The organism is Curtobacterium sp. BNK-1, assembly GCF_048685235.1.
Lineage (GTDB): Bacteria > Pseudomonadota > Gammaproteobacteria > Enterobacterales > Enterobacteriaceae > Pantoea > Pantoea agglomerans.
Genome location: NZ_JBLQTJ010000001.1, coordinates 2,534,688 through 2,548,893, shown reverse-complemented (window position 1 = coordinate 2,548,893; position 14,206 = coordinate 2,534,688). Strand labels below are relative to the sequence as shown.

12 protein-coding genes are annotated in these 14,206 nt (G+C 55.6%); all 12 read left to right on the top strand.

The window, feature by feature from the left end:
* Positions 1-506 precede the first annotated feature (506 nt).
* Positions 507-950, top strand: a complete 444-nt coding sequence (locus tag ACMGGP_RS11955; RefSeq protein WP_010258058.1) for an NADH-quinone oxidoreductase subunit A — start codon at positions 507-509, stop codon at positions 948-950.
* 15 nt (positions 951-965) lie between these two features.
* A complete protein-coding gene (locus ACMGGP_RS11950; protein ID WP_003854245.1) occupies positions 966-1,643 on the top strand; it encodes a NuoB/complex I 20 kDa subunit family protein in 678 nt (225 codons plus the stop codon).
* Positions 1,644-1,756: 113 nt separating this feature from the next.
* A complete protein-coding gene (gene nuoC, locus ACMGGP_RS11945) occupies positions 1,757-3,556 on the top strand; it encodes an NADH-quinone oxidoreductase subunit C/D (RefSeq protein ID WP_010258063.1) in 1,800 nt (599 codons plus the stop codon).
* A gap of 2 nt (positions 3,557-3,558) precedes the next feature.
* Positions 3,559-4,074: an NADH-quinone oxidoreductase subunit NuoE gene (gene nuoE, locus ACMGGP_RS11940; protein WP_010258066.1), complete on the top strand. Its 516-nt coding sequence runs from the start codon at positions 3,559-3,561 to the stop codon at positions 4,072-4,074.
* Positions 4,071-5,417 (top strand): NADH-quinone oxidoreductase subunit NuoF, encoded by a 1,347-nt coding sequence (nuoF, locus tag ACMGGP_RS11935; RefSeq protein ID WP_010258069.1) that lies wholly within the window; start codon positions 4,071-4,073, stop codon positions 5,415-5,417. Before nuoE ends, nuoF begins: the two co-directional genes overlap by 4 nt.
* A 112-nt stretch (positions 5,418-5,529) precedes the next feature.
* Entirely contained in the window at positions 5,530-8,253 is a 2,724-nt protein-coding gene (nuoG, locus tag ACMGGP_RS11930) for an NADH-quinone oxidoreductase subunit NuoG (protein ID WP_022625073.1), read from the top strand.
* Positions 8,250-9,227 carry an NADH-quinone oxidoreductase subunit NuoH gene (nuoH, locus tag ACMGGP_RS11925; protein ID WP_003854240.1) on the top strand — a complete coding sequence of 326 codons (978 nt, stop codon included), beginning with the start codon at positions 8,250-8,252 and terminating at the stop codon, positions 9,225-9,227. Before nuoG ends, nuoH begins: the two co-directional genes overlap by 4 nt.
* Before the next feature lie 11 nt (positions 9,228-9,238).
* Complete coding sequence (gene nuoI, locus ACMGGP_RS11920) at positions 9,239-9,781, top strand: NADH-quinone oxidoreductase subunit NuoI (RefSeq protein ID WP_003854239.1); 543 nt, start codon at positions 9,239-9,241, stop codon at positions 9,779-9,781.
* 10 nt (positions 9,782-9,791) lie between these two features.
* Positions 9,792-10,343, top strand: a complete 552-nt coding sequence (gene nuoJ, locus ACMGGP_RS11915) for an NADH-quinone oxidoreductase subunit J (protein ID WP_010258075.1) — start codon at positions 9,792-9,794, stop codon at positions 10,341-10,343.
* A complete protein-coding gene (gene nuoK, locus ACMGGP_RS11910) occupies positions 10,340-10,642 on the top strand; it encodes an NADH-quinone oxidoreductase subunit NuoK (protein ID WP_003854236.1) in 303 nt (100 codons plus the stop codon). The genes nuoJ and nuoK overlap by 4 nt, the downstream gene beginning before the upstream one ends.
* The gene (gene nuoL, locus ACMGGP_RS11905; RefSeq protein ID WP_010258078.1) at positions 10,639-12,474 is read left to right on the top strand and encodes an NADH-quinone oxidoreductase subunit L; all 1,836 of its coding nucleotides are present in this window, start codon (positions 10,639-10,641) and stop codon (positions 12,472-12,474) included. The genes nuoK and nuoL overlap by 4 nt, the downstream gene beginning before the upstream one ends.
* A 210-nt stretch (positions 12,475-12,684) precedes the next feature.
* Complete coding sequence (nuoM, locus tag ACMGGP_RS11900) at positions 12,685-14,205, top strand: NADH-quinone oxidoreductase subunit M (RefSeq protein ID WP_010258081.1); 1,521 nt, start codon at positions 12,685-12,687, stop codon at positions 14,203-14,205.
* The last annotated feature ends 1 nt before the right edge of the window (position 14,206 follow it).

Sequence of the window (14,206 nt, the reverse complement as noted above, 5' to 3'; positions counted from 1 at the left end):
CTGCCTCTCCTGACCCGACTAAAAAAGTTTCACCACCTGCTTAATTGAAACATCCAGACCAAAAAACCGAACGCTTTGTTCCGAATTACCGTTTCAGGTGGGGAAAATTAACGCATAAAGGGCAAAAGTGTGTTCTGGATCAAAAAAATAGCCCTGGAAAGGGGAGGGAAAATTCAGTGATACCTGTCAAAATATGTTTGTTAAATGCACGATCCATGCATGTGAATACCCGCTACACTAAAATTAACCCTACAGACTGAAGCGATTTAGCTGGAAAGCGGGGCATCATTTGTTAATAATATGATGCAGGTGTGAAATAATGTTTGGATACTTTTGTCAAAGTTGACAAAAGGTTATAGAAAGGAGTAAAAAACCCCATAAAATAGCTGCTTATTACGTAATAACAGCGACATTTGAAAGGTTTTTATCCTTCCCTTGAATCGATGTGGTCAGTTTGCTGCGGGAAACGCGTGCAGGATGCCAGCGCCACTTTTGATGAGTAAGCAATGAGTATGTCAACTACCACCGAAATCATCGCTCAGCACTGGGCGTTTATCGTATTTATCGTTATTGCCTTTGGCCTGTGTGCTTTCATGCTGACCGGAGGATGGCTGCTTGGCGGCAGAGCGCGCGCCCGCTACAAAGACACGCCATTCGAATCGGGCATTGAATCCGTTGGTGATACCCATATCCGCCTGTCGGCGAAATTTTATCTGGTTGCGATGTTTTTCGTCATCTTCGACGTCGAAGCCCTCTTTTTATACGCATGGGCGACTTCAATCCGTGAAAGCGGTTGGATCGGCTTTGTGGAAGCCGCAATTTTCATTTTGGTGCTCCTGGCGGGTCTGGTCTATCTGGTACGCATTGGCGCACTGGACTGGGCTCCAGCTCGCCGTCGCGTGGTGGTCAAAACCACTACGGTCAGCCACACCAATCCTCATAAGCAGTAAAAGAGAGGCAATAAGATGGACTATACGCTCACCCGCATAGACCCGAACGGTGGTGAGAACGACCGTTATCCTCTGCAAAAGCAGGAAATCGTCAGCGATCCGCTGGAGCAGCACGTTCATCGCAGCGTTTATATGGGCAAACTCGAAAATGCCCTGCATGACATGGTGAACTGGGGGCGTAAAAACTCCCTCTGGCCTTATAACTTTGGCCTGTCCTGTTGTTACGTTGAGATGACAACATCGTTCACCGCGGTCCACGACGTGGCACGTTTTGGCGCCGAAGTTATGCGCGCTTCGCCACGTCAGGCCGATTTCATGGTCATTGCCGGTACGCCGTTCACCAAAATGGCCCCGGTTATTCAGCGTTTGTACGATCAGATGCTGGAACCAAAATGGGTGATCTCCATGGGTGCCTGCGCTAACTCTGGCGGCATGTATGACATCTATTCCGTGGTGCAGGGTGTCGATAAATTCCTGCCGGTCGATGTTTATATTCCTGGCTGTCCGCCACGTCCTGAAGCGTATATGCAGGCACTGCTGCTATTGCAGGAGTCGATCGGCAAAGAGCGCCGTCCGCTCTCATGGGTGGTTGGCGATCAGGGCGTTTATCGCGCCAACATGCCATCTGAGCGTGAAAGAAAACGCGGCGAGCGCATCGCAGTCACAAACCTGCGCAGCCCGGACGAAGTTTAAAACCGTATGGATGGAAAACAGCGCCTGCAGCAGAACATCACAATTTAATGCATGGCCCCATCCTGACGCCTTCATTTGAGTGCCTGAGACCAGGCCGGAATGGTGAGTAACGTATGACAGATTTGACCACGCAAGATCTCGCTCAGCCTTCATGGCAAACCCGTGATCACCTTGATGACCCGGTGATCGGCGAGTTGCGTAACCGTTTTGGGCCGGATGCCTTCACTGTTCAGCCAACCCGTACCGGTATTCCGGTGGTGTGGGTGAAGCGTGAACAGATACTGGAAATTATCGAGTTCCTGCGTAAATTACCCAAGCCTTACGTCATGCTGTATGACCTGCATGGCGTGGATGAGCGTTTACGTACCCACCGTGCAGGCCTGCCTGCGGCGGATTTTTCCGTTTTCTACCACCTGCTGTCGATTGAACGCAACCGCGACATCATGCTCAAGGTGGCACTCTCTGAAAACGATATGCATCTGCCGACCATCACCCGCCTTTTCCCGAATGCCAACTGGTATGAGCGTGAAACCTGGGAGATGTTTGGTATCACCTTTGATGGTCACCCGCATCTGACGCGCATCATGATGCCGTCGACCTGGGAAGGCCATCCGCTGCGTAAAGATTACCCGGCGCGCGCCACCGAATTCGATCCGTTTACGCTGACCAAACAGAAAGAAGATCTGGAGATGGAAGCGCTGACCTTTAAGCCTGAAGACTGGGGCATGAAGCGCAGCACCACCAACGAAGACTTCATGTTCCTGAACCTCGGGCCTAACCACCCGTCGGCGCACGGGGCATTCCGCATCATTCTGCAGCTGGATGGTGAAGAGATTGTCGACTGCGTGCCTGACATCGGCTATCACCACCGTGGTGCCGAAAAGATGGGCGAGCGTCAGTCGTGGCACAGCTACATTCCTTACACTGACCGCATCGAATACCTCGGCGGCTGCGTAAACGAAATGCCGTACGTACTGGCGGTGGAGAAACTGGCCGGTATCGTGGTGCCCGATCGCGTTAATGTGATCCGCGTGATGCTCTCTGAGCTGTTCCGCATCAACAGCCACCTGCTTTATATCTCCACCTTTATTCAGGACGTCGGGGCCATGACGCCGGTGTTCTTTGCCTTTACCGACCGTCAGAAAATCTATGACGTGGTTGAGGCGATTACCGGTTTCCGTATGCACCCGGCGTGGTTCCGCATCGGTGGTGTCGCGCATGACCTGCCGCGAGGCTGGGAACGTCTGCTGCGTGACTTCCTCGACTGGATGCCAAAACGTCTTAAAGAGTATGACAAAGCGGCACTGCGCAACAGCGTACTGATTGGCCGTTCCAAAGGCGTTGCCGCTTACAATATGGAAGAGGCGCTGGCATGGGGCACTACCGGTGCTGGTCTGCGTGCTACCGGTCTCGACTTTGACGTACGTAAATGGCGTCCCTACTCCGGCTACGAAAACTTCGATTTTGAAATCCCGGTCGGCGACGGCATCAGCGATGCATACAGCCGCGTCATGCTGAAAATGGAAGAGATGTGGCAGTCGCTGCGCATTCTTGAGCAGTGTCTCAACAACATGCCAGAGGGTCCGTTTAAAGCGGATCATCCGCTGACAACGCCGCCACCGAAAGAGCGCACGTTGCAGCACATTGAAACGCTGATTACGCACTTCCTGCAGGTTTCGTGGGGGCCGGTGATGCCAGCCAATGAGTCGTTCCAGATGATTGAAGCGACGAAAGGGATCAACAGCTACTACCTGACCAGCGATGGCAGCACCATGAGCTACCGCACCCGCGTGCGTACGCCGAGCTTCCCGCATCTGCAGCAGATTCCTTCAGTAATCCGTGGCAGCCTGGTATCCGACCTGATCGTATATCTGGGTAGTATCGATTTTGTTATGTCAGACGTGGACCGCTAATTATGCACGATCAACACATTGCCATTAAAACGATCGACCCTAACGAGGTCTTCGTGCTGAGCGCGGAAGAGCATCACGCCATTGAGCACGAAAAACACCACTATGAAGATGCGCGTGCAGCCTCGATTGAAGCGCTGAAGATCGTGCAGAAACAGCGCGGATGGGTGCCGGACGGCGCCATCAATGCGATTGCCGAGGTACTGGGTATCCCGGCGAGTGATGTTGAAGGTGTGGCGACATTTTACAGCCAGATCTTCCGTCAGCCGGTTGGCCGTCATGTGATCCGTTACTGTGACAGCGTGGTCTGTCATATCACCGGTTATCAGGGCATCCAGTCAGCACTGGAACAGCAACTGAATATCAAACCGGGTCAGACCACTGCCGATGGCCGCTTTACACTGCTGCCAACCTGCTGTCTGGGTAACTGCGATAAGGGGCCAACGATGATGGTGGATGAAGACACGCATGTGCATCTGACGCCGGAAGGCATCCCTGGTTTGCTGGAGCAGTATCAATGACAATTAAACAGATCATTCGCACTGCAGAAACCCATCCGCTGACCTGGCGGATGCGTGACGACAAGCAACCTGTCTGGCTTGACGAATATCGCAGTAAAAACGGCTATGCCGGTGCGGAAAAAGCGCTGAAAAGCATGTCGCAGGATGAAATCGTTGCGGCAGTCAAAGATTCAGGCCTGAAAGGGCGCGGCGGTGCGGGCTTCTCCACCGGGCTGAAGTGGAGCCTGATGCCGAAAGATGAGTCGATGAATATCCGTTACCTGCTGTGTAACGCCGATGAGATGGAGCCGGGCACCTATAAAGACCGCCTGCTGATGGAGCAGATGCCTCACCAGCTGGTGGAAGGAATGCTGATCAGCGCCTTTGCGCTGAAGGCTTACCGTGGCTATATCTTCTTACGTGGCGAATACATTGAAGCCGCGGTGCATCTGCGTCGTGCGATTGCTGAAGCGACGGAAGCGGGCTATATCGGTAAAAATATTCTCGGTACCGGCTTCGACTTTGAGTTGATCGTCCACACCGGCGCAGGTCGTTATATCTGCGGCGAAGAGACGGCACTGATTAACTCACTGGAAGGCCGTCGTGCAAATCCGCGTTCGAAACCGCCATTCCCGGCGAGTGCGGGCGCGTGGGGCAAACCGACCTGCGTGAACAACGTGGAAACCCTCTCCAACGTTCCGGCGATTCTGGCCAACGGCGTGGAGTGGTACAAAAACATCTCTAAAAGCGAAGATGCCGGTACCAAAATGATGGGCTTCTCCGGACGGGTTAAAAATCCCGGCGTCTGGGAGCTGCCATTCGGTATCACCGCACGTGAAATTCTTGAAGATTATGCGGGCGGTATGCGTGACGGACTGAAGTTCAAAGCCTGGCAGCCCGGCGGGGCAGGGACTGACTTCCTGACCGACCAGCACCTGGATCTGCCCATGGAGTTTGCCAGCATCGGCAAAGCGGGCAGTCGTCTGGGTACGGCGCTGGCGATGGCGGTCGATCACGAGATCAACATGGTCTCGCTGGTGCGTAACCTGGAAGAGTTCTTTGCCCGCGAGTCGTGCGGCTGGTGTACACCGTGTCGCGATGGCCTGCCGTGGAGCGTCAAAATTCTGCGCGCGCTGGAGCAGAAGCAGGGTCAGCCAGGCGATATCGAAACCTTACTGCAACTCTGCCGTCAGCTTGGCCCGGGTAAAACCTTCTGTGCGCACGCGCCGGGTGCGGTTGAGCCCCTGCAGAGTGCGATTAAATATTTCCGTGAAGAGTTTGAAGCCGGCATGGCACCGCAGGTGTTTGGCAATACCCGCGCCATTGGCGGGATCCAGCCAAACCTGCTGAAAGCGCGCTGGTAATTCGCCGAAGAACACGGAACAGGCCTGGTGCCGCCGCCCCGACAATGTCGTGCGTCGGGGCAAGAATATGATTAACGCTCGTCTCTGACGAGCCTTACGGAAGCATGTCACTATGGCTACAATTCATGTAGACGGTAAAGAGTATGATGTGAACGGAGCGGACAACCTGCTACAGGCATGTCTCTCTCTGGGCCTTGATATTCCTTACTTTTGCTGGCATCCGGCGCTGGGAAGCGTTGGGGCCTGCCGCCAGTGTGCGGTAAAGCAATTCCAGAATGCCGAAGATACCCGCGGCCGTCTTGTCATGTCCTGCATGACGCCGGCCTCTGACGGCACATTCATCTCCATCGATGATGGCGAAGCGAAAGAGTTCCGCGAAAGCGTGGTGGAGTGGCTGATGACCAACCACCCGCACGACTGTCCGGTGTGTGAAGAGGGCGGTAACTGTCACCTGCAGGATATGACAGTAATGACCGGCCACAGCTTCCGCCGCTATCGCTTCACCAAACGTACCCACCGTAATCAGGATCTCGGCCCGTTCATCTCCCATGAGATGAACCGCTGTATCGCCTGTTACCGCTGCGTGCGTTACTACAAAGATTATGCCGATGGCAAGGATCTGGGTGTCTACGGCGCACACGACAACGTCTACTTCGGTCGTCCGGAAGATGGCACGCTGGAGAGCGAATTCTCCGGTAACCTGGTTGAAATCTGCCCGACCGGCGTCTTCACCGATAAAACGCACTCCGAACGCTATAACCGTAAATGGGATATGCAGTTTGCGCCGAGCATCTGCCAGCAGTGCAGTGTGGGCTGTAACACCAGCCCGGGTGAGCGTTATGGTGAGTTACGCCGTATCGAAAACCGTTATAACGGCACCGTAAACCACTATTTCCTGTGTGACCGTGGCCGCTTTGGCTATGGCTACGTGAACCGTAAAGATCGCCCACGCCAGCCGATGCTGCTGCGCGGCAACGACTGGGTGACGCTGAACGCAGAGCAGGCGGTCAATGCCGGTGCAGATTTGCTGCGTCAGGCGAAAAAAGTGATCGGTATCGGCTCGCCGCGCGCCAGCATCGAAAGTAACTTTGCGCTGCGTGAACTGGTCGGTGCAGAGAACTTCTCTACCGGCATGCCAGCGGGCGAGCAGGCCCGGCTTGAACTGATGCTGAAAATTCTGCGTGAGGGCGGTATCTATACGCCATCGCTGCGTGAAATTGAAAGCTACGATGCGGTGCTGGTGCTGGGCGAAGATCTGACCCAGGTTGGCGCACGCGTGGCGCTGTCAGTGCGTCAGGCCGTGAAAGGCAAAGCGCGCGACATGGCTGCCGCTCAGAAAGTAGCAGACTGGCAGATCGCCGCGATCCTGAACATCGGACAGAATGCGAAACATCCGCTGTTTATCACCAACGTCGATGAAACCCGTCTGGATGATATCGCGGCATGGAGCTATCGCGCACCGGTTGAAGATCAGGCGCGTCTCGGTTTCGCTATCGCCAGTGCGCTGGATGAAACCGCTCCGGCGGTGACCGATTTCGACAGCAAACTGAACGGCAAAATGGATGTCATCGTGCAGGCGCTGGCCGGCGCGAAAAAACCGTTAATTATTTCCGGGACCCATTCCGGCAGCAGCGCGATGATCGAAGCGGCTGCCAACGTGGCCAAAGCGCTCAAAGCGCGCGGTGCCGACGTCGGGATTACGCTGCTGGCGGGACACGCCAACAGCGTGGGTCTTGGCCTGATGGGCGGCAATCCTCTGGAGAGCGCGCTGGAGCAACTGAGCAACGGTGAAGCCGATGCGCTGGTGGTACTGGAAAATGACCTCTATCGCCATGCACCGAAAGCGCTTGTTGATGCGGCGCTGGCCCAGACCACTAACGTGATTGTGGTTGATCATCAGCGCACCGCGACGCTGGAGAAAGCGGGTCTGGTGTTATCAACCGCCAGCTTCGCCGAAAGTGATGGCACCTCGATCAACCATGAAGGCCGCGCACAGCGTTTCTTCCAGGTTTACGATCCTTCCTATTATGACAACAACGTAGTGATGCTGGAGAGCTGGCGCTGGCTGCATTCGCTGCACAGCACGCTGGAAAGCCGTCACGTCGACTGGACGCAGCTGGACCACGTGATCGATGCGGTGGTCAGTCATCTGCCACAGCTGGCCGGAATCAAGGATGCGGCACCGGATGCCAGCTTCCGTATTCGTGGACAGAAACTGTCGCGTTCACCGCACCGTGCCAGTGGCCGTACCGCGGCGCGCGCCAATATCAGCGTGCACGAACCGCGTCAGCCGCAGGATCAGGACACGATGTTCGCCTTCTCAATGGAAGGGAACAACCAGCCAGGCGCACCGCGTTCGCAGATTCCGTTTGCCTGGGCACCGGGCTGGAACTCACCGCAGGCGTGGAACAAGTTCCAGGTTGAAGTGGGCGGCAAACTGCGTAATGGCGATCCGGGTGTACGGCTGTTTGAAGCCAGCGCAGCCAGTCTGCCCTGGTTCAGCAACGTTCCGGCGGCATTCGTCAGTGAAGCGCAGTGGCGCGTGGCCCCTCTCTACCAGCTGTTTGGTAGTGAAGAGATGTCACAGCGTTCACCGGTCTTCCAGCAGCGTATGGCACCGCCTGCACTGGTGATTAACCCGGAAGATGCAGCGAAGCTGGGCGTCAACAATGGCGCGGCGGTTGAGTTCATCTGTGCCGGTGAGACAGTGCGTCTGCCGGTCCGTTTCTCGGCGTCACTGCAGGCGGGACAGATTGGTCTGCCGCTGGGCATGCCGGGCGTTCCGCCATTCCTGGCGAACGGTAAAATCGACACTCTGCAGGAGGCGGCGCAATGAGCTGGTTAACACCGGACGTTATCGACATTCTGCTGGCCATTGTTAAAGCCATCGTGATTCTGCTGGTGGTTGTGGCCTGCGGCGCGTTCATGAGCTTCGCCGAGCGTCGTCTGCTCGGCCTGTTCCAGAACCGTTACGGACCAAACCGCGTAGGCTGGGGCGGCTCGCTCCAGCTGGTAGCGGACATGATCAAAATGTTCTTTAAAGAGGACTGGGTTCCGCCGTTTACCGACCGCTTTATCTTTACTCTTGCGCCGGTTATCGCCTTTGTTTCACTGCTGCTGGCCTTTGCTATCGTGCCGGTTTCGCCAACCTGGATGGTGACAGACCTGAATATCGGTCTGCTGTTCTTCCTGATGATGGCGGGCCTTGCGGTCTACGCGGTGCTGTTTGCCGGCTGGTCGAGTAATAACAAATACTCGCTGCTGGGTGCGATGCGCGCCTCGGCGCAGACCCTGAGCTACGAAGTGTTCCTGGGTCTGTCGCTGATGGGCGTGGTAGCGCAGGCGGGCTCGTTCAATATGAACGATATCGTCAACAGCCAGACGCACCTGTGGAACATCATTCCGCAGTTCTTTGGTTTCGTGACCTTCTGTATTGCTGGCGTGGCGGTGTGTCACCGTCATCCGTTTGACCAGCCAGAAGCGGAGCAGGAACTGGCGGACGGTTATCACATCGAATATGCCGGTATGAAGTTCGGCCTGTTCTTTGTCGGCGAATATGTGGCGATCACCACCGTTTCAGCGCTGATCGTAACGCTGTTCTTTGGTGGCTGGCACGGCCCATTCCTGCCGCCGTTCATCTGGTTCGCCCTGAAAACGGCGTTCTTTATGATGATGTTCATCCTGATTCGTGCTGCGCTTCCGCGTCCGCGCTACGACCAGGTGCTGTCATTCGGCTGGAAAGTGTGTCTGCCGTTGACGCTGTTGAACCTGCTGGCGACTGCCGCAGTGATTCTCTACACAGCGCCGTAAGGGGTTAACAAATGACTTTGAAAGATATTGTCGTAGGCTTTGGCACGACAGTTCGCAGTATCTGGCTGATCGGGCTGCACGCCTTTGCCAAACGTGAAACTCAGATGTATCCGGAAGAGCCGGTTTATCTGCCACCACGCTATCGTGGCCGTATCGTGTTAACCCGCGATCCGGATGGTCAGGAGCGTTGCGTCGCCTGTAACCTGTGTGCGGTTGCCTGTCCGGTTGGCTGTATCTCGCTGCAGAAAGCTGAAACCAAAGATGGCCGCTGGTATCCGGAGTTCTTCCGCATCAACTTCTCACGCTGCATCTTCTGCGGCATGTGTGAGGAAGCCTGTCCAACCACGGCGATTCAGCTGACCCCCGATTTCGAACTGGGTGAGTTTAAGCGTCAGGATCTGGTGTATGAGAAGGACGATCTGCTGATTTCGGGGCCGGGTAAATATCCGGAGTACAACTTCTACCGCATGGCAGGTATGGCGATTGACGGTAAAGATAAGGGCGAAGCAGAAAACGAAGCGAAGCCTATCGACGTCAAAGGCTTATTACCTTAAGGAGCAAGGCATGGAATTTGCGTTTTATCTTTGCGGGCTGGTGGCGGTGCTGACGACGTTGCGCGTCATTACCCACACTAATCCGGTACATGCGTTGCTGTACCTGATCGTTTCGCTGTTATCGATCGCGGGCGTCTTCTTCTCTATGGGAGCCTATTTTGCCGGTGCGCTGGAGATCATCGTCTACGCCGGTGCCATCATGGTGCTGTTCGTCTTCGTGGTCATGATGCTGAACCTGGGCAAACAGACCGAGAAGCAGGAGCGTGAGTGGCTCAGCCCGTCACTGTGGATTGGTCCGGGTATCGTCTCGTTGCTGCTGCTGGTCGTAATGGTCTACGCCATCCTGACCGCCAACGATCAGGGCATCGATGGCACCATCATCGACGCCAAAGCGGTCGGCATCAGCCTGTTTGGTCCTTACGTACTGGCGGTTGAACTGGCCTCAATGCTGCTGCTGGCGGGTCTGGTCGTGGCGTTCCATATCGGTCGCGAAGAGCGTCAGGGCGAAGTCCTGAGTAACCGTAATGCTGACGCCGCTCAGGTGAAAAAGGAGAACGCATGATCCCGTTACAACATGGATTGATTCTTGCTGCCGTGCTGTTTGTCCTTGGACTGACGTCGCTGGTAATACGCCGCAATCTGCTGTTTATGCTGATCGGCCTTGAAATCATGATCAACGCCGCCGCCTTAGCCCTGGTGGTTGCCGGGAGCTATTGGGGTCAGGCCGATGGACAGGTGATGTATATCCTGGCGATCAGCCTGGCGGCAGCGGAAGCCAGTATTGGTCTGGCACTGCTGCTTCAGCTCTATCGTCGTCGTCAGACGCTGAACATTGATACTGTGAGCGAGATGCGCGGATGAATCTTCTCTATTTAACTGTCTTGTTTCCGCTGATCGGCTTTCTGCTGTTAGCGTTTTCGCGCGGTCGCTGGTCAGAGAACCTGTCGGCCACGATTGGTATGGGATCCGTGGGTCTGGCGGCCCTGACCACGGCGATGGTCGGTTTTGACTTCTTCGCCAACGGTCAGCAAGCCTACACGCAGGCGCTCTGGACCTGGATGCATGTCGGCAACTTCGACATGAAGGTGAACCTGACGCTGGATGGCCTGTCGCTGACCATGCTGTCTGTCGTGACCGGTGTCGGTTTCTTCATTCACATGTTCGCCTCCTGGTACATGCGTGGAGAAGAGGGCTACTCCCGCTTCTTCGCCTACACCAACCTGTTTATCGCCAGCATGGTTGTTCTGGTGCTGGCCGATAACCTGATGCTGATGTATCTGGGCTGGGAAGGGGTAGGCCTCTGCTCTTATCTGCTGATCGGTTTCTACTACAGCAATCCGGAAAACGGCAAAGCGGCGATGAAAGCGTTCATCATTACCCGCGTGGGCGACGTCTTCCTGGCATTTGGTCTGTTCATCCTCTACAACGAGCTGGGCACGCTGAACTTCCGCGAGATGATGGAGCTGGCACCTGCGCACTTTGCCGCAGATAACCATATGCTGCAGTGGGCAACGCTGATGCTGCTGGGTGGCGCGGTCGGTAAATCGGCTCAGCTGCCGTTACAGACCTGGCTGGCAGATGCGATGGCTGGTCCGACACCGGTTTCGGCACTGATCCACGCCGCGACCATGGTGACAGCAGGTGTCTACCTGATTGCCCGTAGCCACGGTCTCTTCCTGCTGACGCCGGAAGTGCTGCATCTGGTCGGGATTATCGGGGCGATTACCCTGGTGCTGGCAGGCTTTGCCGCGCTGGTACAGACCGATATTAAACGTGTTCTCGCTTACTCCACCATGAGCCAGATTGGCTACATGTTCCTGGCGCTGGGTGTTCAGGCGTGGGATGCAGCGATTTTCCATCTGATGACGCACGCCTTCTTTAAAGCGTTGCTGTTCCTCTCTTCGGGTTCAGTGATTCTGGCCTGCCATCACGAGCAGAACATTTTCAAAATGGGTGGCCTGCGTAAGAGCATTCCGCTGGTCTACACCTGCTTCCTGGTGGGCGGCGCGGCGCTGGCGGCACTGCCGCTGATTACGGCGGGCTTCTACAGTAAAGATGAGATCCTGTTTGGCGCACTGGCTAACGGTCACATCAACCTGATGGTTGCGGGTCTGGTGGGGGCGTTCCTGACCTCTATCTATACCTTCCGTATGATCTTCATCGTGTTCCACGGCGAAGAGAAAATTCATGCGCACGCCGGTAAGGGTATTACCCATCATCTGCCGCTGATTGTGCTGCTGCTGCTCTCCACCTTTATTGGTGCGCTGATCACGCCGCCGCTGGCAGGTGTACTGCCAGCCAATGAGTTCGGTGAAGCGGGCAAAGTGGGACTTGAAATCACCTCGGGCGTTGTAGCGATTGTCGGCATTCTGATCGCTGCCGCGCTGTGGCTGGGCAAACGTGAGCTGGTTACCCGTATCGCAAACAGTGCACCAGGCCGTTTCTTCGGCACATGGTGGTTTGCGGCCTGGGGCTTCGACTGGCTCTACGATAAAGTGTTCGTCAAACCTTATCTGGGTATTGCGTGGCTGCTGAAGCGCGACCCACTGAATGGCCTGATGAACCTGCCTGCGCTGCTGTCACGTATTGCCAACAAAGGCCTGGTAGTCAGTGAGAATGGCTACCTGCGCTGGTACGTTGCGTCAATGAGCGTGGGCGCCGTGCTGGTGCTGGCTCTGCTGCTGGTGATTTAAAGATTGATGAGCGGGGCAGGTTAGCTAATCTGCCCATTGAGAATGTCAAAAATTGTCCTGAGCAAGGGCGTTATCGTCGCGGCCAGTTTGGTTACCGCCAGCGCACAGCAACCGGAGCATACCGAGGTATGTGAGGATTGCGAGCACTGCCGGGAGCCAAAATGGCAAGTAAGATAGCCCGAACTAAGACAAAGAAAAGGGAAGTGTGCCGTGTTATTACCTTGGCTAATTATCATACCCTTCGTCGGTGGTCTGATCTGCTGGCTCACTGAGCGCCTCGGCGCGAAGGTGCCACGCTGGATCGCACTGATCACTATGGGGCTGACGTTGGCGCTTTCACTGCAACTCTGGTTGCAGGGAGGCTATTCACTGACGCAGGCAGCGGGCATTCCGCAGTGGCAGTCAAGTTTCTCCGTTCCGTGGATCCCACGCTTCGGCATCAGCTTCCATTTAGCCATTGATGGCCTGTCGCTGCTGATGGTGGTGCTGACCGGCCTGCTCGGTCTGATGGCGGTGCTCTGTTCCTGGAATGAGATTTCAAAGTATCAGGGCTTCTTCCACCTGAACCTGATGTGGATCCTGGGCGGCGTAATCGGTGTGTTCCTCTCCATCGACCTGTTCCTGTTCTTCTTCTTCTGGGAAATGATGCTGGTGCCGATGTACTTCCTCATCGCGCTCTGGGGTCATAAAGCATCGGACGGCAAAACCCGTATTTCCGCCGCGACCAAATTCTTCATCTACACCCAGGCTTCAGGTCTGGTGATGCTGATTGCGATTCTGGGCCTGGTGTTTGTCCACTACAACGCGACTGGCGTCTGGACATTCAACTACGAACAGCTGCTGCAGACCCCAATGTCGAGCGGTGTTGAATATCTGCTGATGCTGGGCTTCTTTATCGCCTTTGCGGTGAAGATGCCGGTGGTACCGTTGCACGGCTGGCTGCCGGATGCGCACAGTCAGGCGCCAACGGCCGGTTCTGTTGATCTGGCGGGTATCCTGCTGAAAACCGCAGCTTACGGTTTACTGCGTTTCAGTCTGCCGCTGTTCCCGAATGCGTCAGCCGAGTTTGCGCCAATCGCCATGTGGTTGGGCATCATCGGTATCTTCTACGGTGCCTGGATGGCCTTCTCGCAGACTGATATCAAACGTCTGATTGCTTACACCTCGATTTCGCACATGGGCTTTGTGCTGATTGCCATCTACACCGGCAGCCAGCTGGCGCTGCAGGGCGCGGTGATTCAGATGATTGCGCACGGTCTCTCCGCTGCAGCACTCTTCATTCTGTGTGGTCAGCTGTATGAGCGTCTGCATACTCGTGATATGCGTCAGATGGGTGGCCTGTGGTCGCGCATCAAATGGATTCCGGGTCTGTCGCTGTTCTTTGCCGTTGCCAACCTCGGTATGCCAGGCACCGGTAACTTCGTCGGCGAATTTATGATTCTGACCGGCAGCTTCCAGGTGGTGCCGATGATTATCATCATCGCGACCTTTGGTCTGGTGTTTGCCTCGATTTACTCGCTGGTGATGATGCAGCGCGCTTATTACGGCGAAGCGAAATCGAAAGATCCGCTGCCAGGCATGTCACCGCGTGAGTTTATGACCATCGGTGTTCTGGTGGTGCTGCTGGTGCTGCTGGGCGTCTATCCACAGCCGATTCTGGATACTTCGCACGCTGCCATGAGCAATATTCAGCAGTGGTTTACCGCTTCAATTTCAACTACAAGGCCGTAAT

Coding starts and splice junctions, on each gene's coding strand:
- ACMGGP_RS11955 (WP_010258058.1), top strand. CDS start 507: ATGAGTATGTCAACTACCACCGAAATCATCGCTCAGCACTGGGCGTTT.
- ACMGGP_RS11950 (WP_003854245.1), top strand. CDS start 966: ATGGACTATACGCTCACCCGCATAGACCCGAACGGTGGTGAGAACGAC.
- nuoC (WP_010258063.1), top strand. CDS start 1,757: ATGACAGATTTGACCACGCAAGATCTCGCTCAGCCTTCATGGCAAACC.
- nuoE (WP_010258066.1), top strand. CDS start 3,559: ATGCACGATCAACACATTGCCATTAAAACGATCGACCCTAACGAGGTC.
- nuoF (WP_010258069.1), top strand. CDS start 4,071: ATGACAATTAAACAGATCATTCGCACTGCAGAAACCCATCCGCTGACC.
- nuoG (WP_022625073.1), top strand. CDS start 5,530: ATGGCTACAATTCATGTAGACGGTAAAGAGTATGATGTGAACGGAGCG.
- nuoH (WP_003854240.1), top strand. CDS start 8,250: ATGAGCTGGTTAACACCGGACGTTATCGACATTCTGCTGGCCATTGTT.
- nuoI (WP_003854239.1), top strand. CDS start 9,239: ATGACTTTGAAAGATATTGTCGTAGGCTTTGGCACGACAGTTCGCAGT.
- nuoJ (WP_010258075.1), top strand. CDS start 9,792: ATGGAATTTGCGTTTTATCTTTGCGGGCTGGTGGCGGTGCTGACGACG.
- nuoK (WP_003854236.1), top strand. CDS start 10,340: ATGATCCCGTTACAACATGGATTGATTCTTGCTGCCGTGCTGTTTGTC.
- nuoL (WP_010258078.1), top strand. CDS start 10,639: ATGAATCTTCTCTATTTAACTGTCTTGTTTCCGCTGATCGGCTTTCTG.